Genomic DNA, 26,371 nt, shown 5'->3' with positions numbered 1-26,371 from the left:
CGATACCTGTGGGAGCGGGCTTGCCCGCGATGGCGTCAGTACAGACGCAGCAGATCACTTGGACAAAAACCGCATCCCTTCTTCCAAACCGCGCAACGTCAACGGATACATCTGATCCTCGATCAAATCGCGCACGATATTGGTCGACGAGGTATACCCCCACGTATCTTTCGGATACGGGTTAATCCAGATGAGCTTCTTGTACTTCTCCATAAACCGCTGCATCCACACATAACCCGGCTCTTCGTTCCAGTGCTCGACACTGCCGCCGGCCTGGGTGATTTCATAAGGCGCCATCGCCGCGTCGCCAATGAAAATCACCTTATAGTCAGCGCCGTACTTGTGCAGCAGATCCTGGGTTGAAGTGCGCTCGGAAGTGCGGCGCATGTTGTTCTTCCACACCGATTCGTAAACGAAGTTGTGGAAGTAGAAGTACTCCAGATGCTTGAACTCGGTCTTGCAGGCCGAGAACAACTCCTCGCAGATCTTCACGTGCGCGTCCATTGAGCCGCCGATGTCGAACAGCAACAACAGCTTCACCGTGTTGCGCCGCTCCGGGCGCATCTGAATGTTCAGCAGGCCCGCGTCTTTGGCGGTGTGATCGATGGTGCCGTCGATATCGAGTTCTTCCGCCGCGCCCTGGCGAGCGAACTTACGCAGACGACGCAGGGCAACCTTGATGTTGCGCGTGCCCAGCTCCACCGAGTCGTCGAGGTTCTTGTACTCGCGCTGATCCCAGACTTTTACCGCTTTGCCCTGACGCTTGCCGGCATCGCCCACCCGAATGCCTTCCGGGTTGAAGCCGCCGGAGCCAAACGGGCTGGTGCCGCCGGTGCCAATCCATTTGTTGCCGCCGGCGTGACGTTCCTTCTGTTCTTCCAGACGTTTCTTGAACTCTTCGATCAGTTTGTCGAGACCGCCGAGGGACTGGATTTGCGCGCGTTCCTCGTCGCTCAGCGAACGCTCGAATTCCTTGCGCAACCAGTCTTCGGGTATCAGCGCCTGTAAGTGATCGTCGAGCTTTTCGAGGCCATTGAAGTAGGCGCCAAACGCACGGTCGAATTTGTCGAAATGGCGCTCGTCCTTCACCAGAATCGCCCGCGACAAGTAGTAGAACTCGTCCATGTCGGCGAAGGTCACGCGCTGCTTCAGCGCGTTGATCAGGTCGAGCAGCTCGCGCACCGACACCGGCACCTTGGCTGCACGCATTTCATTGAACAGGTTGAGCAACATGGCATCAGCCTCTTAGCGGGTGCCGCGACGGCTCATGAACGCCAGGCGCTCAAGCAATTGCACGTCCTGTTCGTTCTTCACCAAAGCACCGGCCAGCGGCGGAATCGCCTTGGTCGGATCGCGTTCGCGCAGCACCGCTTCGCCAATATTGTCGGCCATCAGCAGTTTCAGCCAGTCGACCAGCTCGGAAGTCGACGGCTTCTTCTTCAGGCCCGGCACTTTGCGCACGTCGAAGAACACGTCCAGCGCTTCGCTGACCAGATCCTTCTTGATGTCCGGGTAATGCACGTCGACGATTTTCTGCAGGGTCGGGCGATCCGGGAAAGCGATGTAGTGGAAGAAGCAGCGGCGCAGAAAGGCGTCCGGCAGCTCTTTCTCGTTGTTGGAGGTAATGATGATGATCGGGCGCTTCTTGGCCTTGATGGTCTCGTCGATCTCGTAAACGTAGAACTCCATCTTGTCGAGTTCTTGCAGCAAGTCGTTGGGGAACTCGATGTCGGCCTTGTCGATCTCGTCGATCAGCAAAATGACCCGCTCTTCGGACTCGAAAGCCTCCCAGAGCTTGCCTTTCTTCAGGTAGTTGCGCACGTCGTGGACTTTTTCAGTGCCCAGCTGCGAGTCGCGCAGACGGCTGACCGCGTCGTACTCGTACAAGCCCTGATGGGCCTTGGTGGTGGATTTGATGTGCCAGGTGATCAGCTTGGCATTGAACGATTCGGCCAGTTGCTCGGCGAGCATGGTCTTGCCGGTGCCCGGCTCGCCCTTGACCAGCAGCGGCCGCTCCAGGGTGATGGCGGCGTTGACCGCCAGCTTCAGGTCATCGGTGGCGACGTAGGCCTGGGTGCCTTCGAACTTCATCTGCTAATCCTCGAACGGTAACGCCGACCTGAACGGGCAGGGCGGGGGCGAAATAATCGGATGCCCGACTATAACGCGCAGGCCGGTCGACTGTGAACGCAGACGGCTTATTCAGTCTCTGAATGGGGCGTCACATGTTGACTCAGTCTCGGCGCATGGCCAGTATTTTTACCCGGTTGATTCGGCGATAGCCTCTGAACACACCGCATGACTTGCGGCAAAAGGGCTTTCTGTGGCGAGGGAGCTTGCTCCCGCTGGGCTGCGAAGCAGCCCCATCCCGTTCACTCGGAGGCTTTTAATACATGTCGAGCATAAAAAGACCACGCTTGTCCGCTGCCGTAGCGCTTACAGACCGCCGACTCGCACTGACCTTTTGCGATAGCCGGCAAGTAACAGTCGATTTGAGTTGCGATATCCAAACATATCCAGGACTCGCCCCATTACTCGATCCGATAGTCTTTGCAACTGCTCGTCTGGCAGATAATGGCTGGACTGTTGAATGGTTGGCCGCAGATATCCAGATCGGCGCAGATACCTTTTATCGGGATGCATTTCGCCCGTAAATCCTAACCCGCATCCGGCTTGGGCCGTTCATACCGCGCATTGAATGCCTGAACAAAGCCATTACGCAAAATCTGCAAAAACGCTTCAAACGCGCTGATATTTTGCTGGTGCACATTGCCGCTCAGCTCAACCTTGGTCGCAAACTGGTTTTTCGCCTGATTCTTCAGCACGGTTTCCGTGCCGCCGACCAGCGCTTCCCAGACGGAGCGGAAGATGCTTTTGTTCTTGTTTTCCACGTCCTGCTGCCAGTTGAAGACTTCAACGTCACGCAGCAGCGGTTTGATGTAGCCGTTGACTTGCGCCTTTTTGGCTTTGGCTTCAATCACTACATCGCCGTGACCGGCATTGAAGTCGAACTTGCCGTAGGCCGAAGCGAAGTCGTTCATGCTCTTGAGTTCGATATCTTTGGCGCGCAGGCGGAATTCGAAGTCTTCAAAATTGCTCAACGGATCGAAGGTGGCGGTGGTTTCCAGCGGTGCATGGCCGAGTAGCAAGGCTTTGCCTTCGAATCGGGCGTCGCGTTTTCCTTCCTTGTCGACCACGTTGGTCAGGTTGTAGATGCTCGCGTTGACGTCAGTGGCATTCATGTTCACCGGCGGTTTGGAGTTGAAGTTGCGGAAACTGATGCGACCGTCGTTGATCTGCACTTCATCGAGGGTGATGGGCAACAACTTGCCCAACTGCTCACGCCAGTCGGTGCCTTGACCGGTTTGGGAATTCTGTTTGTTGGCGCCACCGTCGACGAAGTTGATTTCAGGTTTGAAGAACTTCACTTGAGCGACGACGGCATGGTCGTACCACAGCGAGTGCCAACTGACTGAAAGGTCGATCAGCGGTGCGTTAACGAACGGCACCGGCACTTTGCCGTCGACTTTTACAATCTTCAGACCGTTGATTTTGTAGGCGCCGCGCCACCACGCCAGGTCAACGTCGGTGATCTGACCACGGTAATCGCCCATGTTGGCCAGTTTGTCATTCAGGTAATCGCGCACCACGAAGGGCAGGGCGATGTGCAGCGCAATCAGCAGCACGACGATTCCCGCAAAAGTCCACAAGGGCCAACTGTAGCGACGTTTCATGGTGACAATTCCCGAACGATGTAAAGCGATTGACTACTGCGTGTTGCAGACGTTCGCCTCGACTGGACTGTGATGGGCAACAGGCATACCTTGGAGCGCTGAATTCAACGCTGCATAAGGACCCAGCCATGAGCCGTATTTTTGCTGACAATGCCCATTCCATCGGCAACACGCCGCTGGTGCAGATCAACCGTATTGCGCCGCGTGGCGTGACCATTCTGGCCAAGATTGAGGGGCGCAACCCCGGTTATTCGGTGAAATGCCGGATCGGCGCCAACATGATCTGGGACGCCGAAAGCAGCGGCAAACTCAAGCCCGGCATGACCATCGTCGAGCCGACGTCGGGCAACACTGGCATAGGCCTGGCCTTCGTCGCCGCCGCTCGCGGTTACAAATTGATGCTGACCATGCCGGCCTCGATGAGCATCGAGCGCCGTAAGGTGCTCAAAGCATTGGGTGCTGAACTGGTGTTGACCGAACCGGCCAAGGGCATGAAAGGCGCGATCGAAAAAGCCGCTGAAATCGTGGCCAGTGATGCCGACAAATATTTCATGCCAGCGCAGTTCGATAACCCGGCCAACCCGGCGATTCATGAAAAAACCACCGGCCCGGAAATCTGGAACGACACCGATGGCGCTGTCGACGTATTGGTGGCCGGCGTCGGAACCGGCGGAACCATCACCGGTGTTTCGCGGTATATCAAGAATACCCAGGGCAAACCGATTCTCTCCGTGGCCGTGGAGCCGGTGTCCTCACCGGTGATCACGCAAGCGCTGGCCGGTGAAGAGATCAAGCCGAGCCCGCACAAGATTCAGGGGATCGGCGCCGGTTTTGTGCCGAAAAACCTCGATCTGTCGATGGTAGATCGGGTTGAGTTGGTGACTGACGAAGAATCGAAAGCCATGGCCCTGCGTTTGATGCAGGAAGAAGGAATCTTGTGCGGGATCTCCTGCGGTGCAGCGATGGCGGTTGCCGTGCGTCTGGCGGAGACCCCGGAAATGCAGGGCAAGACCATCGTCGTGATCCTGCCGGACTCGGGCGAGCGTTATCTGTCGAGCATGTTGTTCAGCGACCTGTTCACCGAGCAGGAGAATCAGCAGTAATCTGGATTGATTCAGGTCAGCCAAGGTTCAGGATCGTTATGTTAATAAGCGCTTTATTGCGCATTGCTTAACACTGAATCTTGGAATGCACGGGTTTTTCCCGACGCCGGTAGTGTTTATCATGGCCGGCTGCCATGCCGGGTAAATGGCATCGCAGCGTCGTTTTTTATCAAGGAGTTGTGGATGACCGTTTCGTTTGCCGCCAAGGCGTTTGTGCTGTTGCTGTTTCTCGGCAGCACGCTCTATGTGCATTTGCGCGGCAAGGCGCGTTTGCCGGTACTGCGTCAGTTCGTCAACCATTCGGCGCTGTTCGCTCCGTACAACGCCTTGATGTACATGTTCTCTGGCGTGCCGTCGAAGCCTTATCTGGATCGCAGCAAGTTTCCAGAGCTGGACGTGTTGCGCGACAACTGGGAAACCATTCGCGACGAAGCGATGCACCTGTTCGACGAGGGCTATATTCGCGCCGCCGAGAAGAACAACGATGCCGGTTTCGGTTCGTTCTTTAAGAAAGGCTGGAAGCGTTTCTACCTCAAGTGGTACGACAAACCGCTGCCTTCGGCCGAAACACTTTGCCCGAAAACCGTGGCGCTGGTCAGTGCGATTCCGAATGTAAAAGGCGCGATGTTTGCGTTGCTACCGGGCGGTAGTCACCTCAACCCGCACCGCGATCCATTTGCCGGCTCTCTGCGTTATCACCTCGGCTTGTCGACGCCTAACTCTGACGATTGCCGGATCTTCGTCGACGGCCAGGTTTACGCCTGGCGCGACGGTGAAGACGTGATGTTCGATGAGACCTACGTGCACTGGGTTAAAAACGAAACCGAGCAAACCCGCGTCATTCTGTTCTGCGACGTCGAACGTCCGCTGAAAAACCGCTTCATGACTCGCATTAACCGTTCGATCAGCGCCTGGCTCGGCCGCGCGACTGCGCCGCAGAACCTCGATGATGAACGCGTGGGAGGGATCAACCAGGCTTACGCGTGGAGCAAGAACTTCAGCGACAAATTCAGCGGCGTTGTGAAACAGTGGAAGCGCCGTAATCCCAAGGCCTACCGCGTGGCACGACCGGTATTGGCGGTGGTGGTGTTGACGTTGTTGGGGTATTGGTTGTTTGGGTGAAGTTGGACATTTAAACGAAAAAACCGCTCTTTGGGAGCGGTTTTTTTAGGAGGGGAAAGTGAACGAGGCGCCAGCGAGGATGCCACCGGGCTCTTCAACGGCTGGATGTGCCAATGCCGCTTTAATTCGGCGCAACTCACTCTCTGGCAACTCGCCGAAAGAACGTTTTCTATCGGATTTTATTGATCTGGCGTTTGGGGTCTTGTTTTCGACGGCTACCTTCATGGTGCCTCCGGTGTTGATCATTAAATGAACAGTTATTCGATACTAGCCTTGGTCAATTGCCTTCACAAGCCTACCCTCTGAATCGAACTCGAAACCCAATTGTCGGTAAAGAGAGATGACTCCCGGAAGGGGCTCCTGAATCTCGATTTGCGTGCTGCCAATGATTCGCGCGAAGTGACTAACAGCGGTCAAAGCAAACGTCGCTACTCGGCTTTTGAGAGGGTGATCATTGCCAGGCTTGCCTTCCAGGCGGACAATTTTTACTCGTAGTCGACTTTGATTAGGGTTCGCAAAGCATAGCCCGCACAACTCTTGATCAAACCAGATGGCCAAATCGAAACCAAGCGGTTCTTTGGCTTTCCACCTGACCACCTCCTGCCACGAGAAATGAGGATCGAACCATTCCTCATAAGCTACAAGCGCTGGAGCGTCGATTGCTTCGAAACGAACTCTGGAGTGATCGACATCCACTACCCCTTGTTGCAGTAGATCTTCCTGAAGTTTTGCGAAAGTAATACCGGCTTGTTTCCTCGCCTGTGATTTGTACACTTGATAGCGCAAATACGTCCTTTCCCTTGGCATGTAATTCCGCGCATTCCTTGTCCTCCATGGATGGGTACTGCCATTGCAATTCAGCCTATGCGTCTCCAATCCACCTGTCGCTAGCGGCCATTCGCCCAAGTCATTGCAATCCATGTCCTACGCTGGTTATATTCAGCCCCACGTGAGCCAACCGACTTACGTATCCATTCAAAAAGATCAGCCCCAATGCCTGCATCCCTCATCAACGCGGTATTCGATTCAGCGGTCAACGCTGGCGTCGTGCCGTGCGGGAATCAGCAGCCAAGGCAGATCAGTCATTACCCCCCACCTGTCAGTAGCACGCCGGTGTGCGCAGTCGTATCACCGCCGGGCTTTGGCGTTTCGGGCTGATCAGCGTTTTTGCTGCCCCCCGTGCCCGCCTGAAAAAACCTACTGAATTTCAGCCTCGGCTGAGTTGGCTATTTGCCTGACTACAGGTGGTATTCATGTTTGTCCTTTCGAAAAAATCCGCGCTCGCGGCGGCGTCCACGAGCCTGTTCGTTCTGCTGTGGAGCAGCGGGGCGATCTTCTCCAAATGGGGTTTGGCGCACGCGTCGCCCTTTGCCTTTCTGCTGATCCGCTTTGCGATCGCCCTCTGTGGGCTGGTACTGCTGGCGCCGTTGCTCAAGTTGAAGTTGCCCAAGGGCGGCAAGCCGATGCTGTATGCGATTGCCACGGGCGTGGTGTTGTTGGGGGCTTATCAGATTTTCTATCTGCTGGCCCTGAACACCAAAGTCACACCCGGCGTGATGGCCACGATCATGGGTGTGCAGCCGATCCTCACCGTGGTGCTGATGGAACGGCAGCGCTCAGCGAGCCGCTTGTTCGGCCTGGCGCTGGGGCTGGCCGGGCTGATCATGGTGGTTTATCAGGGCATCGGTCTGGCCGGCATGTCCTGGGCGGGAATGCTCTTCGGTTTGCTGGCGCTCGCGAGCATGACGCTCGGTTCGATCATGCAGAAGCGCATCACCGACAATCCCCTCGGCACGTTGCCGGTGCAGTACCTCGCCGGGCTGTTGCTGTGCGGGATTTTTGTGCCGTTCCAGCCGTTTCATTTTGAACACAGCGCAGGTTTTTTCCTGCCGGTGTTGTGGATGGGGCTGGTGGTGTCGGTGCTGGCGACGCTGTTGCTGTATCGGCTGATTGCGCAGGGCAATCTGGTGAACGTCACCAGCCTGTTTTATCTGGTGCCGGCAGTGACGGCGGTGATGGATTACCTGATTTTCGGTAATCAGCTGGCGCCGTTGAGCGTGTTGGGGATGTTGCTGATCATTGTTGGATTGGCTTTTGTGTTTCGTAAAACCAGTTAATCAATAAATAGGCGGTGAGTGTGCCGCCGCCTTCGCGAGCAAGCCCGCTCCCACAAGGATCGCATTCCAAATGTGGGAGCGGGCTTGCTCGCGAAGACTTATTCAGCAACGCCGCAACATCAACGCGCTGACACCTTGACGGGCTTAACCACCGCAGGCTTCAGCACCAGCCACAACGCCGCCGCAATCAGCACGCCGCCATAAATGTGCGCCATCGACAGCGGCTCATCCAGCAGCAACGCTCCCCACAACACGCCAAACGGCGGAATCATGAAGGTCACGGTCATCGATTTCACCGGGCCGATCGAGCTGAGCAGGCGGAAATAAATGATGTACGCAAACGCCGTGCAACCCAGACCCAGACCGAGCAGCGACAGCCAGACATGCCAGCCGCCCCAACTCACGGGTGGCTGGGTCACCACGCTGTAGCCAAACAGCGGCAGCAGGAACAATGTCGCGCCGAGCATGCTGCCCAGTGCCGATAACCGACTGTCCAGTCCGCCGGCCTGATCCAGCCAGCGCCGCGCAAGAAACCCGGCGAAGCCATAACAGGTGGTCGCCAGCAGGCAGGCGACGGCGCCCATCAACAATTCCAGATCGAATGCCACCGGCCCTGCGCGCGTCAGCACGCCAACACCGAACAATCCGAGGAAGACACCGCTCAACTTGGCGACGGTCAATCTTTCACTGAAGAACAATCCGCCAATCAGTACGCCCATCAACGGCGTGGTGGCGTTGAAAATCGCCGAGTAACCGGCCGGCAGCACTTGCGCGGCAACCGAATACAGCGTCGCCGGAATCCCCGAGTTGATCACGCCGAGCAGCATCACGGTTTTCAGTTTGCCTTTGAAATCCCAGCTGATGCGCATCAAACCGAGGATCACCAGCAGGCCGACGGCCGCGATCGACACGCGAAAAAACGCAGTCGGGATCGTCCCGATCACGGGCGCAATCACGCGCATGAACAGGAAACTCGCGCCCCAGATGGCTGCCAGCGACAACATACGGAAAATATCGACAGGGCTCACGGCGGGGCTCCTTCCTTGATCGGGACGAGAGTGTTGCCGAGGCCCCGGATCATGGCAACCGCTAATCGGACATTTAATTTCCCGCAGTCGCCGCTTACACACAGAAAACCGTACGCGGTAACAACCGGAACGGCATTTGGCCGAAATTGCACTTCACCTGTGCCCGCAACTGTGGCTAAGCTCAGGCACAGATTTCCAAACGTACGCCGAGGTCTCATTTATGCCGCAGCAATGGCCAGCCACCGACATCGCCCGCATGATCCTCGATGGCTTTGACGATTACCGCGAGCATTTCCGGCGGATCACTGACGGCGCGCGCGAGCGTTTCGAGCAAGCACGCTGGCAGGAGACGCAAACGGCGTCGGCAGCGCGGATCAACCTCTACGAAGAAAAGGTCGGCGAGACAATCGCCCGCCTGCGCGAACATTTCGACGACGACACGCTGATGAACGTCAGCTGCTGGCCGCTGGTGAAAAGCGCCTATATCAGCGTTATCGACCTGCGCTTCGACGATGAACTGTCCGAGACCTGGTACAACTCGATTTTCTGCGGGCTGTTCAGCCACGATCTGATCAGCGATGGCTGCATGTTCATTCACACCACGCGCCCGAGCCTGCGCCGTGCCCGCGCCGCGCAAACCCGTACCTACAAACCGCAAGGGCAGTTATCGGGGATGCTCGCGAGCATTTTTGCCGATTACCGCTTCAGCGAGGATTACGCCGATTTACCGGGTGACCTGCTGCGACTCGAAGCGCAACTGCGTGAGAACCTGCCGGACTGGGTGTGCAAGGATCCGGAGCTTAGCGTCGAGCTGTTTTCCTCGGTGCTGTACCGCAACAAGGGCGCGTACCTGGTCGGGCGCATCTACACCCGCGACGAACAATGGCCGCTGGTGATTCCGCTGCTGCACCGCGAAGGGCGCGGGATCCAGATCGATGCGTTGATCACTGACGAAGCCGACGTGTCGATCATCTTCTCCTTCACCCGTTCGTACTTCATGGTCGATGTGCCGGTGCCGGCGGAGTTTATTGGCTTCCTGCGGCGCATTCTGCCGGGCAAACACATCGCTGAGCTGTACACCTCGATCGGCTTTTACAAACACGGCAAATCCGAGTTTTATCGCGCGCTGATCAATCACCTGGCCAACACCGACGATCAATTCATCATGGCTCCCGGCGTGCGCGGCATGGTCATGAGCGTGTTCACCCTGCCGGGCTTCAACACCGTTTTCAAAATAATCAAAGACCGCTTTTCGCCCTCGAAAAACGTCGATCGCGCGACCGTGATCGAGAAGTACCGACTGGTGAAAAGCGTCGACCGGGTAGGGCGTATGGCCGATACCCAGGAATTCGCCGATTTCCGTTTTCCACTGACCAAGTTTGATCCAGCCTGCCTTGAGGAGTTGCTGGAAGTGGCAGCGTCGACGGTATCGGTTGAGGGCGACACCGTACTGATCCGCCACTGCTGGACCGAACGGCGGATGACCCCGCTCAACCTTTATCTGGAAAATGCCAACGACGCGCAAGTGCATGAGGCCCTGGACGATTACGGGCTGGCGATCAAACAACTGGCGGCGGCGAACATCTTTCCCGGCGACATGCTGTTGAAGAACTTTGGCGTCACCCGTCACGGGCGTGTGGTGTTTTATGACTATGACGAAATTTGCTTCCTGACTGAGGCCAACTTCCGACACATTCCCGCGCCGCGTACACCGGAAGACGAGATGGCTTCCGAACCGTGGTATTCGATCGGGCCACTGGATGTGTTTCCAGAAGAGTTTCCGCCGTTCTTGTTTGCCGACTCAGGGCAACGAAAGTTATTCGATCAGTTACACGGCGAGTTATATAACGCCGATTACTGGAAGAGTCTGCAGGAGGCCATTCGGGCAGGAAAAGTGATTGATGTCTTTCCCTATCGACGTAAAGGCCTCGATAACGAATGAATCTTAAGTCAGGTGCGGCTGTTTTTTATTGTTTGAAGTGTTCTGTGTAGTGCGTGCTTACAGTTAGTGAGTAGCTCAGTACGCCCGGTTTGATTAGTTTGCGTAAATGCCTTCCATGGTGGAGGACTGTCACTAATTGAACTGGGCTAGCGTATATGAATGTTTCTGTGGGCGAACTGAGCCTGTATGGCAATGCTGAAAATCTGAAAAACTTTTTACAGATGTACCGAAAACATGGATTGCACAATGTGGAGACATCCAGTGAAGTACTTGAGCGCCTGCAGAGTGCGCGGATGCCGGTACATCCAGAATCATCCATTATTGAACATGAGGCGGTCGGCGCGGATCGTACCCTTAGCCTGGAAGCATTTATTCTTAGCCAGGGCTGGCTCGTTCCCCGGAACATTGAACAAGGTCAAAATCTGTATCAAGTTTTGATAACACCACTTCCACGCCTGACGGGAAATAACCATTACCTTAAGCTCATATCATGGAGTTTTGTACTGGACATAAACGATGCGCTCAGAAGCGAAATCGAAACGGCTGTACAAGACTGGATAAGTTCCAGGCCGGGCTCCGATGATACACGCGGCCTGTTAAAGCACTTGATTGAGACCCTCGGGGATACCGAATACGGCAACAGCGTTATTCAGCAGAAGATTGATCGGCTGCTAGCCGGGTTTGAAGCAGAACAGTTGGGCGTGTATTTGCAAACCCGGTTTCAAAACATTACTTTCGTCGAGAGCGCCAGTGAGTGGTGCATGGTCGCGATTCTGGTGAATATGCATGCTAATGGCTACATCGCCGACTATGAACTGTTGCAAAGCGACAATTGGGGTTTACCCGCTACAACGGTAGTTCAAAACGTCGAAACATATTTGTTTGCGACCGGCCATTTTGAACCGCCCGTCGCTACCGTGGCAGCGTATCTGATGATTGCAGGGATTGCGCCGGCGCTGACGGTTTATGACCTGCCTGGCGATCTGGTCTTTGGTTCAACCGCATGGGCATTGTTCAATGCCACGGCTTTGCGTCTGGATCTACAGACACCGGGTATCTGTGCCGCAATGAGTTTTGGTCAGGTCATGTCGGTCTCGGGGTTGCGGCCGATTACCAACGAGCAAGCATTGATCGATCAGCAGGCATGGCGTTCCACCTTGATTCAATGGGGGGTGATGAACGGTGTCATCGGCATCAAATCCGATGCGCAGTACGACGCGTATATCGAGCAGGTACGCGATGTCTACAATCAGCAGGTATGGGAGCAGGCTGAAAGCATTATCAGTTCAAGTGCGGTCATGCCCACTCGCAAAGCCTTGGCGGAATGGGAGTTGATTGGTCTTTTTGCTTCCGATACTTACGTGAACGAGCAGGAGCCAAGATACCGAGAGTCCCACGGTGCCAACGTAAAATTGTCGTTGGTCGAGATCTACATGAGGGGCTGGGTTCCCGGTAAAAAGATTACCTCGAATTTTGCCAATGACCCGTTGTCTGGTTACGCCGATCGACTGGACACTCTTCCTCGTATCGGAACACTGTTTAGTCAGGCATTTACGCCGTATGTCGAGAATCTGCGGGCCGGGTACATGACAATGGTGAAGTCCTTGTTGTCACAATTACCGCTCAAGGACAGGCGCTACCTGGAAACAGGAGAGATTACTGTTTATTCCCTGCAGTGCGGGTTTGCTCACTCAGCTTTTGAAAATTATGCGGCACGTGTCGCCCAGTTGACGTGGCGCCATGGCGTTCTATTGCGAGTTGCGGGAGGGTGGGGCGTTGAATATTACGAAATCATTCCGGGTGCTGGAATAATCAAGAAGAATTATGACCTCCCGGTAGAAATTGAAACGGGTTATGTGAGGCGCGGCGGCAGCATAGGGTCTTCCGATATAAACGGGTATTACGGGCGAGGTTATACATTCATCAGTAGTGATTATGTCTACACGCTGGCACACGCCGATGAGGGGCATGATTCAGGCCCCCGCTACGGGATTATTCTAGAGGAACTTGAGTTTGACCGCGCTGATGTTGTCGGGGCATGGACGCCAATCGATTCAACGGCTACAGGCGATTACACGTACTCGACTCGCACTACTCATTACATCGCTCAAATTGTCGCCCGACATTTGATTGGCCCAGAAGATGCTCTAAAAAGAACGGCATGGGGACTGTCGTTGCAAGACGAAATTGATGGCGAAGCCGACAAGTGGATCAGTTCCGCACTAGCGTTTATACCGTTCTATACCGCAATCAAAAACTTCATTGCTGGAAATACGGCGATGGGTTTGTTTTACGCTTCGCTGGATGTCTTCGGGTTCATGCTGAGCGGGACGGGCAATCGTCTTGTATCCGAACTGGTCAGGAGCGCAGCCGGCAAAGGCACGCTCAAAAGTCTGGCTGCTTTGGCACAGGCACCTAGCCTGAAAAGGCTTGAGCGAACTAGCGGCTGACGATCATCAGCGGCACAGCAAGACGGGCAGGGAAGTGGCCTCGCGAGCATTCCCTGCCCGATTTCTGCGACAATCGCGTCCTTGCATAACCAGACGACCGAATTGCGTACCCGATGACCGACGAATCGCCCTCCATCGACAAACTGCTGAAAAACCTCGACCACGCCATGCTCGCCGACCGTCACCGGCTGCGGCGACAGTTGCTTGAGCTGCGCAAGAAACCTGATGAGGCCAAACTGGCCCAGTGGGTGACGCGCATGCAGGCGTCCTGTGATCAGGTGCTGGCGCGCAAGGCCAGCCTGCCGGTGATTCGTTACGACGACAGTTTGCCGATCGCCGCCAAGCGCGACGAGATCAAGAAAGCGCTGGAAAAGCACCAGGTCTTGATCATCGCCGGCGAAACCGGCTCGGGTAAAACCACGCAATTACCGAAAATCTGTCTGGAGATCGGTCGCGGTCAGCACGGCTTGATCGGCCACACCCAGCCGCGTCGAATCGCTGCCCGCAGTGTGGCCAGTCGGGTTGCCGAAGAACTCGGCACGCCGCTCGGGTCGCTGGTCGGCTATCAGGTGCGTTTCGAAGATCAGAGCGATTCCAACACGCTCATCAAGCTGATGACCGACGGCATCCTGCTCGCGGAAACCCAGAACGATCGTTACCTCGAACGCTACGACACGATCATCGTCGACGAAGCCCACGAGCGCAGCCTCAACATCGACTTCCTGCTCGGTTACCTGAAAACCCTGCTGCCGCGCCGCCCGGATCTAAAAGTCATCATCACCTCGGCGACCATCGATCTGGAGCGCTTCTCCAAGCACTTCGACGACGCGCCGATTGTTGAAGTCTCCGGCCGTACCTTCCCGGTCGACACTTGGTATCGACCGCTGACCCTGGAGCAGGACGAAGAGGGCAACCGTGTCGAGGATGACCTGACGGTGGATCAGGCGATCCTCGCCACCCTCGATGAAATCGCCGCTTACGAACGCAGCGAACGCCGCAGTCCCGGCGATGTGCTGGTGTTTCTGCCCGGCGAGCGCGAGATTCGTGACGCTGCCGACATGCTGCGCAAAGCCCAACTCAAACACACTGAAATCCTGCCGCTGTACGCGCGCCTGTCGCCGGCCGAGCAGCAGCGGATTTTCCAGTCGCACCCGGGCCGCCGCGTGGTGCTGGCGACCAACGTCGCCGAGACTTCGCTGACCGTACCGGGCATCCGTTACGTGATCGACAGCGGCACCGCGCGCATCAGCCGTTACAGCTACCGCGCCAAGGTGCAGCGTCTGCCGATCGAGGCGATTTCCCAGGCCAGCGCCAACCAGCGTAAGGGCCGTTGCGGTCGGGTCGAGCCGGGTATCTGCATTCGTTTGTACAGCGAGGAAGATTTCCTCGGGCGTCCGGAATTTACCGATCCGGAAATTCTGCGCACCAACCTCGCCGCGGTCATTTTGCAGATGCTGCATCTGCGCCTCGGCGAAATCACCGCGTTCCCGTTTATCGAGCCGCCGGACGGCAAGGCGATCAGCGACGGTTTCAACCTCCTGCAAGAACTCTCGGCGGTGGATCGCAACAGCCAGTTGACCCCGCTGGGTCGCCAATTGGCGCGTCTGCCGGTCGACCCGCGCATGGGTCGCATGCTGCTTGAGGCGGCCAAGCTCGGCAGCCTGCAGGAAGTGCTGATCGTCGCCAGTGCGATGTCGATTCAGGATCCGCGCGAGCGCCCGCCGGAGCGTCAGCAAGCGGCGGATCAAGCCCACGCGCAGTGGAAAGACATCGACTCGGATTTCGCCGGATTGGTGAATCTTTGGCGTGGCTTCGAAGAACAGCGCCAGGCCCTGACCGCGAGTCCGCTGCGCAACTGGTGCCGGAAGAATTTCCTCAACTACCTGCGTCTGCGCGAGTGGCGCGATTCCCATCGCCAGTTGAGCTTGATCTGCCGCGACATGCAGTTGAGCCTGAACAAAGAGCCGGCGGATTATCCGAAGCTGCACAAAGCCGTGCTGGTCGGTCTGCTCAGCCAGATCGGTCAAAAAACCGAGGACGGCGATTACCTCGGCGCGCGGCAGCGACGTTTCTGGATTCATCCGTCGTCGGGCATCGGCAAGAAGCGTCCGCAATGGTTGATGACCGCCGAACTGGTGGAAACCACCAAGCTTTACGCGCGCATGGTCGCCAAGATCGACGCTGACTGGATCGAACCGCTGGCCGGGCACCTGATCAAGAAAAACCACTTCGAACCGCACTGGGAAAAGAAGCGCGGCCAGGTCGTCGCGTTCGAGCAGATCACTCTGTTCGGGTTGATCGTGGTTGGTCGTCGCCCCGTGCATTACGGCCCGGTGGATCCAGTGGTTTCCCGCGAGCTGTTTATCCGCGAAGGTCTAGTGCGCGGCGAAATTCAGTCGAAAGCCAAGTGCCTGACCGCGAACAAACAACTGCTGGAACAACTCGACGAACTCGAAGCGAAGGCCCGTCGCCGCGACATTCTTGCCGACGAAGAAACCCTCTACGCCTTCTACGACGCACGCTTGCCAGCGGAGATTCACCAGACCGCGACCTTCGACAGTTGGTATCGCATCAATAGCCAGAAAGATCCGCAGCTGTTGATCATGCGCGAAGAAGACGTGCTGGCCCGCGAGGCCAGTGAAGTCACCGCGATGCATTACCCGGACACGCTGCACATCGGCGATCTGGAACTGGCGCTGACTTATCACTTCGAACCCAACCACCCGCGCGACGGCGTGACCTTGCGTGTGCCGGCGCCGCTGTTGCCGATGCTGCCGCCGGAGCGTCTGGAGTGGCTGGTGCCGGGGCTGATCGAGGCCAAGTGCATCGCCCTCGTGCGTAACTTGCCGAAAGCCTTGCGCAAGAATTTCGTGCCGGTGCCGGACTTCATCAAGGCTGCGTTGCAACGCATGACTTTCGCCGAGGGTTCGTTGCCGCAAGCGCTGGGCCGTGAGCTGTTGCGCATGACCGGCGCGCGGGTCAGCGATGAAGCGTGGGCGGAGGCTGAGCAAGGCGTCGAAGGGCATCTGCGGATGAACCTGGAAATCGTCGACGGCCAAGGCAAATTCCTCGGTGAAGGACGTGATCTGGCCGAGCTGACCGCGCGTTTTGCCGAGGCCAGTCAGGCCGCGTTAGCGGTGCCGCAGAGTGCGAAAAGTCAGCAACCGGTAGAGGCGAAAGTCTTCGCACCGGTTGCGGAAAAGACTCAACAGAAGATCGCCGGGCTGTCGATGACGGTGTATCCGGCGCTGGTCGAAGAGGGCGGTACGGTCAAGGAAGGGCGTTTCTCGACCCCGGCCGAGGCCGAATTCCAGCATCGTCGTGCGTTGCAGCGTTTGTTGATGCAGCAACTGGCCGAGCCGGCGAAGTTTCTGCGCAGCAAGTTGCCGGGGCAGACTGAGTTGGGCCTGCTCTATCGCGATTTGGGCCGGGTCGATGCGCTGGTCGAAGACATTCTGCTGGCCAGCCTCGACAGCTGCATTCTCGAAGGCGAAGACCCGTTGCCGCGTGACGGCGCCGGTCTGGCGGCGTTGGCGGAGCGCAAACGCGGCGGTTGGACCGAGCACGCTGAACGTGTGGCGCGGTTGACCCTGGAGATTCTCAAGCTGTGGCACGGTTTGCAGAAGCGCTTCAAAGGCAAGATTGACCTCGCTCAGGCCGTGGCACTGAATGACATCAAGCAGCAGATTAGTAACCTGGTGTATCCGGGGTTCGTGCGCGAGACGCCGATGCAGTGGCTCAAAGAAATCCCGCGTTACCTGAAAGCGGTAGAGCAGCGTTTCGAGAAACTTGGCGCGCAGGTGCAGAAGGATCGCGTCTGGAGCGGCGAACTGGCCGGTCTCTGGGCGCAATATCAGGCTCGCGCCGCCAAGCATGCACAGGAAGGCAAACGCGATCCGCAGCTTGAGTTGTACCGCTGGTGGCTGGAGGAATACCGGGTTTCCCTGTTCGCCCAGCAGTTGGGCACGAAAACCCCGATCTCCGACAAACGCCTGAGCAAACAGTGGAGCCAGGTCGAACCCTGAGCCCCCACCGCTGATCGTTCCCACGCTCTGCGTGGAAACGCCTCTGGGGACGCTCCGCGTCCAGTGACGCGGAGCGTCACGGGCTGCGTTCCCACGCAGGAGCGTGGGAACGATCATTCGTGTTGTGCTTGAGAAAGGGGCCAAATCCCTGCGTTTATGGCAAACTTCGCGACCATAAACGCCGGTTTCGCGACCCAGAGCCTTCGGCCGTGTCGCGTGGCGGAATAAAACGATGCCAGGTTTGCGTCCCCCGGATGGGAATAGACCCTTTGTGTGTTGGTACGACGGTTCCAGCACTTTCTGCCTGAACAGATTAGAGAAACGACCATGCATAACGTCGTCATCAGCGGCACCGGCCTGTACACCCCGGCCAACAGCATCTCCAACGAAGAGCTGGTGCAGTCTTTCAATACTTACGTCGCGCAATTCAACGCCGACAACGCCGACGCGATCGCCAGCGGCGAAGTCCAGGCCCTGACCGAGTCCAGCGCAGCCTTCATCGAAAAAGCCTCGGGCATCAAAAGCCGCTTTGTCATGGACAAGGACGGCATCCTTGACCCGCAGCGCATGGCCCCGCGCCTGCCCGAGCGTTCCAACGACGAATGGTCGGTACTCTGCCAGATGGCCATCGGCGCGGCCGAACAGGCCCTGCAACGCGCCGGCAAAACCGCCGCTGACATCGACGGCGTGATCGTCGCCTGCTCCAACCTGCAACGCGCCTACCCGGCCATCGCCATCGAAGTCCAGGAAGCGCTGGGCATTCAAGGCTTCGGTTTCGACATGAACGTCGCTTGCTCCTCGGCGACCTTCGGCATTCAGGCCGCCGCCAACAGCGTGCAACTGGGCCAGGCCCGGGCGATCCTGATGGTCAACCCGGAAGTCTGCACCGGTCACCTGAACTTCCGTGACCGCGACAGCCACTTCATCTTCGGCGACGCCGCGACTGCGGTGATCATCGAGCGTGCTGACACCGCGACGTCCAAGCACCAGTTCGACGTGGTCAGCACCAAACTGCTGACCAAGTTCTCCAACAACATCCGCAACAATTTCGGCTTCCTTAACCGCGCAGCAGAAGAGGGCGTCGGTGCCCGCGACAAGCTGTTCGTACAGGAAGGCCGCAAGGTGTTCAAGGACGTCTGCCCGATGGTTGCCGAGTTGATCGGTGAGCACCTGCAAGAGAACCAACTCAACGTCGGCGACGTGAAGCGCTTCTGGCTGCACCAGGCCAACCTGAGCATGAACCACCTGATCGTGCGCAAGTTGCTCGGTCGCGAAGCCACCGAAGAAGAAGCCCCGGTGATTCTCGACACCTACGCCAACACCAGCTCGGCGGGTTCGGTCATCGCGTTCCACAAATATCAGGACGATCTGGCCGCCGGTTCGCTGGCCGTGCTGAGCTCGTTCGGTGCCGGTTACTCGATCGGCAGCGTGATCCTGCGTAAACGTTGATCGCGCCCAAGAGATCGTAGCCTTCGGCAGCTCCTGCACTGATCCTTGTAGGAGCTGCCGCAGGCTGCGATCTTTTGCTTTTGACCCTACGAAAAAGAGGCGCCAATGGCCGTAACGGACGACACCCAACTGCTCGAACGCCTGCTGGCCGGTGAGCAGAAGGCTTTCAAGGAACTGGTCAGCACCTATCAAAGCGCGATGCGCGCCGTGGCCTATGCCATCGTCGGCCAGCGTCACGTCGAAGAAGTGGTGCAGGACGCCTGGCTTTCCGTGGTTCGCCATATCGGCACCTTCGAAGGTCGTTCCAGCCTGAAAACCTGGCTGCTGACCATCACCGCCAATTCCGCCAAAAGCCGCTACAAGCAAAATCGCCGCGAAGTGCTGATGGATGACTTGCCGTCACCCCACGGCAGCATTGACGACGACCGCTTCTCCCCCGGTGACGGCCATTGGCTGATCGCCCCGTTCGCCTGGCACCAGGACACCCCCGAAGCACTACTCACCGAAGGTGAATTGCGCGACTGTCTTGAGCACACGCTGCTGAGTCTGTCGGAGCTGCAAAGCAGTGTTTTGCTGCTGCGCGAACGGCAGGGTCTGGAGCTGGAAGAGATCTGTAATCTTCTGGAGATCTCGCTCTCCAATGTCCGTGTGCTGCTGCATCGGGCGCGGCTGAAAGTCTTCGCCACGGTGGAGCATTTTGAGGAGACCGGGGAATGCTGACCTGTAAAGAACAAGTGGCGCGCTCCAGCGATTATCTCGATGGCCAGTTGAGCTTCCGCGAGAAACTGATGGTGCGTCATCACCTGATGTTCTGCCCCAATTGCCGCCGCTTTTTTCGGCAGATGCGCTTGATGCAGGCGACGTTGAAGGCAATGCCGGAAAAACCTGAAGAGGGCGTGGACGCCTTGGCCGAACGCCTCGCCGAACAACGCCGCAAAGACCTGTAGGAGCTGCCGAAGGCTGCGATCTTTTGACCTTGATAAACAAGATCAAAAGATCGCAGCCTTCGGCAGAGTAGCGCAGTGCGGGTGAAACGAACGGATGATGGGGATCGTCCCGCCCGCACCGGGCTAAATTGACGCGGTTAGAACTTGGCTTCGGCATCCAGTTGCAGGGTGTCAATGTCGGAGTCGGTCTTTCTGATGCTAGCGTTGGTGTAATCCGAGTTAGCCATAAAGTATGTGGCGCCCAGGGTGAAGTTCTTGTCCAGCTCGTAGCTCACTTTCAACTTGCTGCCGCGCGAACCGGTGTAACCGTTGGCGAAGTCGGAGTCGGTGAAGGCGCCGACCACGGCATTACGCTGCACGTCGCGATAGTTGTAGTCGACGTTGAAGCCGTACAGCTTGGACTTCACACCGGCCAGCCAGCCAGTGTCCTGATCGGTGCTGGCGTCTTGGTTGTTGACGTACTGACCGTAGATCGCCAATGGAACCGGCAGGTTGCTGAAGTCGATCTGACCGAAGCCTTCGTACAGTTTGAAGGTCTCGTTCGGGCTGTTGCCGTTGACGGCCAGGGCGCATGGCGCGGTAGCGGTGCCGGTAGTCGGGCAGGCGCTGTCCTTGTCGTTGTCGTAAGAATAAATGCTGCCGCCGACGGTCATTTTCACGCTGTCGGTGATGGCGAAGCGCGCACCCAACTGGCCGGTGTACAGACGCAGGTCGTGCTTGAACTGCACGCCTTCGCCGTCAACGTTGTCCTTGAGGGTGTAGTGGCCGGCGCTACCGAACAACTCGGCGCCACCGTCCAACGGATACTTGTAAGTGACCGCCAGACCTTCCGGGTTGATATCGCTGTCCCAGATGATGTCGCCCATGCTCACCCACGGCTGAGCCATTTTACCGGCGATCAGGTGCAGGTTTTTCACCGCGTCAGGGTGATAGTCGACGTAGCCCAGGTCGAGCCAGATCTGCTTCTTGTCGAAGTAATTGTTCAGATCCTGGTTGGTCGAGCGTGCGTCATCGCTGCTGCCGGTGGCGATACGAATGCCGGTGTCGACTTGCGGGTTGATCTCGCTGTAGGCACCCAGACGGGCACGAATGCGCTGACGATCCTGGTCTTTGCTGTTCGGCACGCCGTCGTTGTGCACGTTTTCCTGACGGAAACGCACGTCACCCTTGAACTGGGTTTTCGCCGCCCAGGCCAGTTTCTGGTCGAAAAGGCTTTGTTCGTCGTTTTTCTTCGCGACAGCCGCAACCTGTTGGTTGGTCTCTTGCTGCGCCTGCTGCGCGATTTGCTGAGCCTTTTGATCCTTGGCCAGTTCGGTTTGCAGTTCGATGTACTGCGCCTGGGAAATCGAGCCGTTGGCTTTAAGCATGTCGAGCAGTTTGGCGTCGACTGCGGCGCTGGCCGGAACACTCATGGCCAGCAACAGGCCGCCACACAGGGCCGCCGCAGTTTTCGTGGAAGCAAGACGCATAGCAATCTCCGAAGATGAAAGGGGATGGCTGAACCATCCTGGACACAACCGACGGTTGAAGGTCGGAAAACAGTGGCCGGGCTATAACCCGACGCTCTAAAAACAGGCGCCAGTATCGCGATGGTTTATGACAGTGCAGTGGCACAGTGATGGCAGGATGATGACGATGGGTGTTTGGCCGGAACGATTGATTTAGAGCGGTGTCGGCCGAAGGAGCGTGTGCAAAGCACGTCGATAAGCGATACTCGCCGGGCTTTGAAGCCCCGATGTGGAGAGCCCGTTGATGCCGTTGCAACGCCTGCAAAACCTGTCAGAAATCGCCCCCGCAAGCTGGGACGCATTGGTGCCCGAGAATCAGCCGTTTCTGCGGCATGCCTTTCTCAGTGCGCTGGAAGACAGCGGCAGCGTTGGCCCGCACACCGGTTGGCTGCCGGAGCATTTGCTGCACATCGAAGATGATCGCCTGATCGCCGCGCTGCCCAGTTATCGCAAGTGGCATTCCTACGGCGAGTACGTGTTCGATCATGGCTGGGCCGACGCCTGTGCCCGCGCCGGCATCGACTATTACCCCAAATTGTTGATCGCCGTGCCGTTCAGCCCGGTCAGTGGCCCGCGCTTGTTGGCGGCGAATGTCGAAGACGGTTTCGAACTGCTGAAAAGCCTGCCGGGGTATCTGGAAATCGAAGAGCTTTCCAGCGCGCACATCAATTTCACTGACCCGTTTACCGATGCAGCGATGGCCGAGCAACCCGGTTGGCTGCAGCGCATCGGCTGTCAGTATCACTGGCAAAATCGGGGTTATCGCGACTTTCAAGACTTCCTCGACGTGCTCGCTTCGCGCAAGCGCAAGCAGATGCGCAAAGAGCGCGAGCAAGTGGCGGGGCAGGGTTTTGAGTTTGAATGGCTGGAGGGGCGTGAACTGGATGAGGCGCAGTGGGATTTCGTCTATGCCTGCTACGCCAATACCTATGCGGTGCGCCGGCAAGCGCCTTATCTGACGCGGGAGTTTTTCAGTTTGCTCGCCGAGCGCATGCCCGAAGCGATTCGTGTGGTGTTGGCAAAACAGGGCTCACGGCCGGTGGCGATGGCCTTCAGTCTGGTCGGTGGCGACAGTTTCTACGGCCGTTATTGGGGTTGCCTGGCGGAGTTTGATCGGCTGCATTTCGAAACGTGTTTTTATCAGGGCATGGATTACGCGATTGCACAGGGTTTTCAGCGCTTTGATGCGGGTGCTCAGGGGGAGCACAAATTGATTCGCGGGTTTGAGCCGGTGATCACGCATTCTTGGCATTACTTGCGCCATCCGGGGCTGAAAGCGGCGGTCAAAGACTTCCTCGAGCAAGAGCGCGCCGGCGTCCTCGCTTATGCCGAAGAAGCCCGAACAGCCTTGCCCTACCGCCAAACCTAGAACCCTTGTAGGAGCAGAGCTTGCTCGCGATAGCGGTGTAGCAGTCACGAAAGTATCGACTGATACACCGCTTTCGCGAGCAAGCTCTGCTCCTACAGGGTTTTGTGTTGGGCTCAGGTTTCATCTTTGCCTAGCCAGCGGTAGATCCCGCCGCCCACCACCGCGCCTATCAGCGGCGCGACCCAGAACATCCACAACTGCGCAATCGCCCAGCCGCCCACCATCAGCGCTGGCCCGGTACTGCGTGCCGGGTTGACCGAGGTGTTAGTGACCGGAATCGAGATCAGGTGGATCAGCGTCAGCCCGAGGCCGATGGCAATCGGTGCCAGCCCCGGTGGCGCGCGTCTGTCGGTCGCGCCGAGGATGATGATCACGAACATCGCGGTCATCACCAGCTCAGTGACAAACCCTGCCGCCATCGAATACTTGCCGGGAGAATGCTCGCCATAACCGTTGGACGCGAGGCCGGAGGCAATATCGAAACCTTCCTTGCCGCTGGCGATATGAGCGATCAACGCCGCCGCGAGGATCGCGCCGAGCACTTGGGCAATGATGTAAGCAGGCAACTCTTTGGCGGGGAATCGACCGCCGACGACCAGACCGACCGACACGGCCGGGTTGAGGTGACATCCGCTGATGTGGCCGATGGCGAAAGCCATGGTCAGCACCGTCAGACCAAACGCCAGGGCCACCCCCAGCACGCCGATACCCAACGGCGAAGACGCGGCGATCACCGCGCTGCCGCAACCACCCAACACCAACCAGAACGTACCCAACAACTCCGTAGCTGAACGTTTCAACAGAGACATGAGAAGAGTCCTTGATAGCGCTGCTATCGAGACTGCATCGAGTTGTGCGTCCTTGCAGACTTACGACAGGCTCCGTTCCGAAGCCTTGGCTGAGTACAGCAGGGTTTTTACGGATTTCCAGCGGCCACAAAAAAACCGCCAGCGCCCGTGGTTGGCGGGCTGAGGCGGTGATCGTTCCCACGCTCTGCGTGGGAATGCCTCAAGGGACGCTCCGCGTCCAGTGACGCGGAGCGTCACGGGCTGCGTTCCCACGCGGAGCGTGGGAACGATCATTCAGGGCATCAGTCGATACCGACGAACCCACCGGTCTGGTGCGCCCACAGCCGCGAATACAGGCCACGGTGGGCGAGCAATTCCGCGTGAGTACCGCTCTCGGCGATCTTGCCGTTCTCCAGCACCACCAGCCGATCCATCCGCGCAATCGTCGAGAGTCGGTGCGCGATCGCGATCACGGTTTTGCCCTGCATCAGGGTTTCCAGACTTTCCTGAATCGCCGCTTCGACTTCCGAGTCCAGCGCCGAGGTGGCTTCGTCCATGATCAGGATCGGCGCGTCCTTGAGCAGCACCCGCGCTATCGCAATGCGCTGACGCTGACCGCCGGACAACTTCACCCCGCGCTCGCCGACGTGCGCATCGAAACCGGTACGGCCCTCGGCGTCCGACAGCAACGGAATAAACTCATCGGCGCGCGCCTTGTGCACCGCGTCCCACAACTCGACATCGGTCGCGTCCGGTTTGCCGTACAACAAGTTGTCGCGGATCGAGCGGTGCAGCAACGAAGTGTCCTGGGTGATCATGCCGATGCGCGCACGCAGGCTTTCCTGACCGACATCGGCGATGTTCTGCCCGTCGATCAGAATGCGCCCACCCTCGACGTCGTACAGGCGCAGCAGCAGGTTGACCAAGGTCGATTTACCGGCGCCGGACGGCCCGATCAAACCGATTTTCTCGCCCGGTTTGATGTTCAGGTTGAGGTCGCCGATGATCCCGCGCTTCTTGCCGTAGTGAAAATCGACGTGCTCGAAACGCACTTCGCCACGGGCCACTTGCAGCGGTTTGGCGTCTTCGCGATCGGTGACGCTGACCGGTTGCGCGATGGTCTGCAGACCGTCCTGCACCATGCCGATGTTTTCGAAAATGCCGGTGACCACCCACATGATCCAGCCGGACATGTTGACGATGCGAATCACCAGACCGGTCGCCAAAGCAATCGCACCGACGGTGATCAACGATTGCGTCCACAACCACAGGGCCAACGCGGTGGTGCCGACGATCAGCAAGCCGTTCATGGTGGTGATCGCCACGTCCATGCTGGTGACCACGCGACCGGCCAGTTGCGCTTTGACGGTCTGTTCTTCGATGGCTTCCTTGGCGTAGTGCTGTTCGAAATTGGTGTGGGCGAACAGCTTCAGCGTGGCGATGTTGGTGTAGCCGTCGACGATGCGCCCCATCAGTTTCGAGCGCGCGTCGGAGGCTTCCACCGAGCGTTGTTTGACCCGTGGCACAAAGTAGTAGAGCGCGCCGATGTAGGCGGCAATCCACAGCAGCAACGGGATCATCAAACGCCAGTCAGCTTCGGCAAACAGTACCAGCGAGCTGATCGCGTAAATCACCACGTGCCACAGCGCATCCACCGCTTGCACCGCAGAATCACGCAGCGAGTTACCGGTCTGCATGATGCGTTGGGCGATGCGCCCGGCGAAGTCATTCTGGAAGAAATTCAGGCTCTGCTTGAGCACATAGCTGTGGTTCTGCCAGCGGATCATGCTGGTCATGCCGGGGCTCAGCGTCTGATGCACCAGCAGGTCGTGCAGGCCGAAAAAGATCGGCCGCAACACGAGGGCAACCACCACCATCCACGTCAGTTCGAGGGCGTGGTCGCTGAAGAAATTCGGATTCGGTGTGCCTTGGGCCAGGTCGATGATGCGGCTCAGGTAACTGAACAGCGCCACTTCGATCAACGCGGCGAAGAGGCCAACGACGAGCAGGGCGGCGAAACTCGGCCAGACCTGTTTGAGGTAGTAAACATAGAAGGGCCAGACACGGTCTGGAGGGGACGCCGTGGGGGCGTCGCGGAATATGTCGATCAGTTGTTCGAAACGGCGATAGAGCATCAGATAACCGCCCGGAATGCGGGCTCTCCTTTTATCAGTGTGAGCGGCGCGGGATCAGCCCGGCGCCGCTCGATATGCCCTGCAGAACTTAGTCGATGCGCTTGGCCGACTTGATGATCACAGGGTCGACAGGCACGTTTTGCATGCCGCTTTTAGTGGTGGTCTGCGAGTTGACGATGATGTCGACCACGTCCATGCCCTTGACCACTTTGGCGAACACCGCGTAACCGGCGTCACGGCCCGGATCGAGGAAGGCGTTGTCGGCCACGTTGATGAAGAACTGGCTGGTGGCCGAATCCGGGTTGGAAGTGCGCGCCATCGACAGCGTGCCGCGAACGTTGTGCAGACCATTGCTGGCTTCGTTCTTGATCGGTGCCTTGGTGTCTTTCTGTTGCATTTGTTGGGTGAAACCGCCGCCCTGAGCCATGAAGCCCGGAATCACGCGGTGGAAAATGGTGTTGGTGTAGAAGCCGCTGTCGACGTACTCAAGGAAGTTCTTGGTACTGATCGGCGCCTTGACCGGATCCAGCTCGATTTCGATCTGGCCGTTGGTGGTGTCCAGCAGCACGTGTGGCGCCTTGGCTGGCGTTGCTGCCATCAGGTTGGCGGCAAACAGAACGGTACCGGCGGCGAGGGCGAGTTTTTTCAGCATGG

General features: G+C 57.8%; 21 protein-coding genes. 11 read left to right on the top strand and 10 right to left on the bottom strand.

What is annotated here, in order from left to right:
* Positions 1-54: 54 nt before the first annotated feature.
* Complete coding sequence (locus tag KFS80_RS14990) at positions 55-1,233, bottom strand: vWA domain-containing protein (protein ID WP_007911295.1); 1,179 nt, start codon at positions 1,231-1,233, stop codon at positions 55-57.
* A 12-nt stretch (positions 1,234-1,245) separates the two neighbouring features.
* Positions 1,246-2,091: an AAA family ATPase gene (locus KFS80_RS14985; protein ID WP_038358424.1), complete on the bottom strand. Its 846-nt coding sequence runs from the start codon at positions 2,089-2,091 to the stop codon at positions 1,246-1,248.
* A 302-nt stretch (positions 2,092-2,393) separates the two neighbouring features.
* On the opposite strand from KFS80_RS14985, the gene KFS80_RS14980 reads away from it, so the two are divergent.
* On the top strand, positions 2,394-2,654 hold the full coding sequence (locus KFS80_RS14980) for a DUF2442 domain-containing protein (RefSeq protein ID WP_172680085.1): 261 nt from the start codon (positions 2,394-2,396) through the stop codon (positions 2,652-2,654).
* A 3-nt stretch (positions 2,655-2,657) separates the two neighbouring features.
* Here the strand turns inward: KFS80_RS14980 and KFS80_RS14975 are convergent, their stop codons facing one another.
* Positions 2,658-3,734 carry an AsmA family protein gene (locus KFS80_RS14975; protein WP_212545187.1) on the bottom strand — a complete coding sequence of 359 codons (1,077 nt, stop codon included), beginning with the start codon at positions 3,732-3,734 and terminating at the stop codon, positions 2,658-2,660.
* 128 nt (positions 3,735-3,862) lie between these two features.
* Between KFS80_RS14975 and cysK the strand changes: the two genes are divergently transcribed.
* Together cysK and KFS80_RS14965 are read left to right on the top strand one after the other, a co-directional pair.
* Positions 3,863-4,837 (top strand): cysteine synthase A, encoded by a 975-nt coding sequence (gene cysK / locus KFS80_RS14970; RefSeq protein ID WP_159814663.1) that lies wholly within the window; start codon positions 3,863-3,865, stop codon positions 4,835-4,837.
* Positions 4,838-5,020: 183 nt separating this feature from the next.
* Positions 5,021-5,959 carry an aspartyl/asparaginyl beta-hydroxylase domain-containing protein gene (locus KFS80_RS14965; RefSeq protein ID WP_212545186.1) on the top strand — a complete coding sequence of 313 codons (939 nt, stop codon included), beginning with the start codon at positions 5,021-5,023 and terminating at the stop codon, positions 5,957-5,959.
* Between the two features lie 45 nt (positions 5,960-6,004).
* On the opposite strand, the gene KFS80_RS14960 is transcribed toward KFS80_RS14965, so the two are convergent.
* The gene (locus KFS80_RS14960; RefSeq protein WP_212545185.1) at positions 6,005-6,184 is read right to left on the bottom strand and encodes a hypothetical protein; all 180 of its coding nucleotides are present in this window, start codon (positions 6,182-6,184) and stop codon (positions 6,005-6,007) included.
* A gap of 42 nt (positions 6,185-6,226) precedes the next feature.
* The gene (locus KFS80_RS14955; RefSeq protein WP_212545184.1) at positions 6,227-6,766 is read right to left on the bottom strand and encodes a hypothetical protein; all 540 of its coding nucleotides are present in this window, start codon (positions 6,764-6,766) and stop codon (positions 6,227-6,229) included.
* A 446-nt stretch (positions 6,767-7,212) separates the two neighbouring features.
* On the opposite strand from KFS80_RS14955, the gene KFS80_RS14950 reads away from it, so the two are divergent.
* The gene (locus tag KFS80_RS14950) at positions 7,213-8,076 is read left to right on the top strand and encodes a DMT family transporter (RefSeq protein ID WP_212545183.1); all 864 of its coding nucleotides are present in this window, start codon (positions 7,213-7,215) and stop codon (positions 8,074-8,076) included.
* Positions 8,077-8,195: 119 nt separating this feature from the next.
* On the opposite strand, the gene KFS80_RS14945 is transcribed toward KFS80_RS14950, so the two are convergent.
* Positions 8,196-9,104 (bottom strand): DMT family transporter, encoded by a 909-nt coding sequence (locus KFS80_RS14945; RefSeq protein WP_212545182.1) that lies wholly within the window; start codon positions 9,102-9,104, stop codon positions 8,196-8,198.
* Positions 9,105-9,324: 220 nt separating this feature from the next.
* Here KFS80_RS14945 and aceK point away from each other — a divergent pair, with 220 nt between their 5' ends.
* The 6 genes from aceK to KFS80_RS14915 all read left to right on the top strand — a co-directional run bounded on the left by aceK (position 9,325) and on the right by KFS80_RS14915 (position 19,917).
* A complete protein-coding gene (gene aceK, locus KFS80_RS14940) occupies positions 9,325-11,046 on the top strand; it encodes a bifunctional isocitrate dehydrogenase kinase/phosphatase (protein ID WP_212545181.1) in 1,722 nt (573 codons plus the stop codon).
* A 155-nt stretch (positions 11,047-11,201) separates the two neighbouring features.
* Positions 11,202-13,496 (top strand): hypothetical protein, encoded by a 2,295-nt coding sequence (locus tag KFS80_RS14935; protein WP_212545180.1) that lies wholly within the window; start codon positions 11,202-11,204, stop codon positions 13,494-13,496.
* 113 nt (positions 13,497-13,609) lie between these two features.
* On the top strand, positions 13,610-17,521 hold the full coding sequence (hrpA, locus tag KFS80_RS14930) for an ATP-dependent RNA helicase HrpA (RefSeq protein ID WP_212545179.1): 3,912 nt from the start codon (positions 13,610-13,612) through the stop codon (positions 17,519-17,521).
* Between the two features lie 327 nt (positions 17,522-17,848).
* Complete coding sequence (locus tag KFS80_RS14925) at positions 17,849-18,970, top strand: beta-ketoacyl-ACP synthase III (RefSeq protein WP_141127922.1); 1,122 nt, start codon at positions 17,849-17,851, stop codon at positions 18,968-18,970.
* Positions 18,971-19,075: 105 nt separating this feature from the next.
* Positions 19,076-19,690 (top strand): RNA polymerase sigma factor, encoded by a 615-nt coding sequence (locus KFS80_RS14920; RefSeq protein WP_212545178.1) that lies wholly within the window; start codon positions 19,076-19,078, stop codon positions 19,688-19,690.
* Positions 19,684-19,917 (top strand): anti-sigma factor family protein, encoded by a 234-nt coding sequence (locus KFS80_RS14915; RefSeq protein ID WP_212545177.1) that lies wholly within the window; start codon positions 19,684-19,686, stop codon positions 19,915-19,917. Before KFS80_RS14920 ends, KFS80_RS14915 begins: the two co-directional genes overlap by 7 nt.
* Before the next feature lie 137 nt (positions 19,918-20,054).
* On the opposite strand, the gene KFS80_RS14910 is transcribed toward KFS80_RS14915, so the two are convergent.
* Positions 20,055-21,386, bottom strand: a complete 1,332-nt coding sequence (locus tag KFS80_RS14910) for a putative porin (protein WP_212545176.1) — start codon at positions 21,384-21,386, stop codon at positions 20,055-20,057.
* 283 nt (positions 21,387-21,669) lie between these two features.
* Here KFS80_RS14910 and KFS80_RS14905 point away from each other — a divergent pair, with 283 nt between their 5' ends.
* Entirely contained in the window at positions 21,670-22,794 is a 1,125-nt protein-coding gene (locus KFS80_RS14905; protein WP_212545175.1) for a GNAT family N-acetyltransferase, read from the top strand.
* Between the two features lie 113 nt (positions 22,795-22,907).
* Here KFS80_RS14905 and aqpZ read toward each other — a convergent pair whose 3' ends face one another.
* The 3 genes from aqpZ to KFS80_RS14890 form a co-directional block, all read right to left on the bottom strand.
* Positions 22,908-23,603 carry an aquaporin Z gene (gene aqpZ, locus KFS80_RS14900; protein ID WP_212545174.1) on the bottom strand — a complete coding sequence of 232 codons (696 nt, stop codon included), beginning with the start codon at positions 23,601-23,603 and terminating at the stop codon, positions 22,908-22,910.
* 281 nt (positions 23,604-23,884) lie between these two features.
* On the bottom strand, positions 23,885-25,717 hold the full coding sequence (locus KFS80_RS14895; RefSeq protein ID WP_212545173.1) for an ABC transporter ATP-binding protein: 1,833 nt from the start codon (positions 25,715-25,717) through the stop codon (positions 23,885-23,887).
* 88 nt (positions 25,718-25,805) lie between these two features.
* Positions 25,806-26,369, bottom strand: coding sequence for a peptidylprolyl isomerase (locus KFS80_RS14890; protein WP_053118162.1), 564 nt, complete (start codon positions 26,367-26,369; stop codon positions 25,806-25,808).
* Positions 26,370-26,371: the final 2 nt, after the last annotated feature.

This window comes from Pseudomonas rustica, from assembly GCF_018336155.1.
Taxonomy (GTDB): Bacteria; Pseudomonadota; Gammaproteobacteria; order Pseudomonadales; family Pseudomonadaceae; genus Aquipseudomonas; species Aquipseudomonas rustica.
The sequence above is the reverse complement of the archived record's forward strand: the minus strand, read 5'-3'. Positions and strand labels throughout refer to the sequence as shown.

Excerpts from the sequence above, each read along its gene's own strand:
- KFS80_RS14990 (WP_007911295.1), bottom strand. The coding sequence starts at position 1,233 with ATGTTGCTCAACCTGTTCAATGAAATGCGTGCAGCCAAGGTGCCGGTG.
- KFS80_RS14985 (WP_038358424.1), bottom strand. The coding sequence starts at position 2,091 with ATGAAGTTCGAAGGCACCCAGGCCTACGTCGCCACCGATGACCTGAAG.
- KFS80_RS14980 (WP_172680085.1), top strand. The coding sequence starts at position 2,394 with ATGTCGAGCATAAAAAGACCACGCTTGTCCGCTGCCGTAGCGCTTACA.
- KFS80_RS14975 (WP_212545187.1), bottom strand. The coding sequence starts at position 3,734 with ATGAAACGTCGCTACAGTTGGCCCTTGTGGACTTTTGCGGGAATCGTC.
- cysK (WP_159814663.1), top strand. The coding sequence starts at position 3,863 with ATGAGCCGTATTTTTGCTGACAATGCCCATTCCATCGGCAACACGCCG.
- KFS80_RS14965 (WP_212545186.1), top strand. The coding sequence starts at position 5,021 with ATGACCGTTTCGTTTGCCGCCAAGGCGTTTGTGCTGTTGCTGTTTCTC.
- KFS80_RS14960 (WP_212545185.1), bottom strand. The coding sequence starts at position 6,184 with ATGAAGGTAGCCGTCGAAAACAAGACCCCAAACGCCAGATCAATAAAA.
- KFS80_RS14955 (WP_212545184.1), bottom strand. The coding sequence starts at position 6,766 with ATGCCAAGGGAAAGGACGTATTTGCGCTATCAAGTGTACAAATCACAG.
- KFS80_RS14950 (WP_212545183.1), top strand. The coding sequence starts at position 7,213 with ATGTTTGTCCTTTCGAAAAAATCCGCGCTCGCGGCGGCGTCCACGAGC.
- aceK (WP_212545181.1), top strand. The coding sequence starts at position 9,325 with ATGCCGCAGCAATGGCCAGCCACCGACATCGCCCGCATGATCCTCGAT.
- KFS80_RS14935 (WP_212545180.1), top strand. The coding sequence starts at position 11,202 with ATGAATGTTTCTGTGGGCGAACTGAGCCTGTATGGCAATGCTGAAAAT.
- hrpA (WP_212545179.1), top strand. The coding sequence starts at position 13,610 with ATGACCGACGAATCGCCCTCCATCGACAAACTGCTGAAAAACCTCGAC.
- KFS80_RS14925 (WP_141127922.1), top strand. The coding sequence starts at position 17,849 with ATGCATAACGTCGTCATCAGCGGCACCGGCCTGTACACCCCGGCCAAC.
- KFS80_RS14920 (WP_212545178.1), top strand. The coding sequence starts at position 19,076 with ATGGCCGTAACGGACGACACCCAACTGCTCGAACGCCTGCTGGCCGGT.
- KFS80_RS14915 (WP_212545177.1), top strand. The coding sequence starts at position 19,684 with ATGCTGACCTGTAAAGAACAAGTGGCGCGCTCCAGCGATTATCTCGAT.
- KFS80_RS14910 (WP_212545176.1), bottom strand. The coding sequence starts at position 21,386 with ATGCGTCTTGCTTCCACGAAAACTGCGGCGGCCCTGTGTGGCGGCCTG.
- KFS80_RS14905 (WP_212545175.1), top strand. The coding sequence starts at position 21,670 with ATGCCGTTGCAACGCCTGCAAAACCTGTCAGAAATCGCCCCCGCAAGC.
- aqpZ (WP_212545174.1), bottom strand. The coding sequence starts at position 23,603 with ATGTCTCTGTTGAAACGTTCAGCTACGGAGTTGTTGGGTACGTTCTGG.
- KFS80_RS14895 (WP_212545173.1), bottom strand. The coding sequence starts at position 25,717 with ATGCTCTATCGCCGTTTCGAACAACTGATCGACATATTCCGCGACGCC.
- KFS80_RS14890 (WP_053118162.1), bottom strand. The coding sequence starts at position 26,369 with ATGCTGAAAAAACTCGCCCTCGCCGCCGGTACCGTTCTGTTTGCCGCC.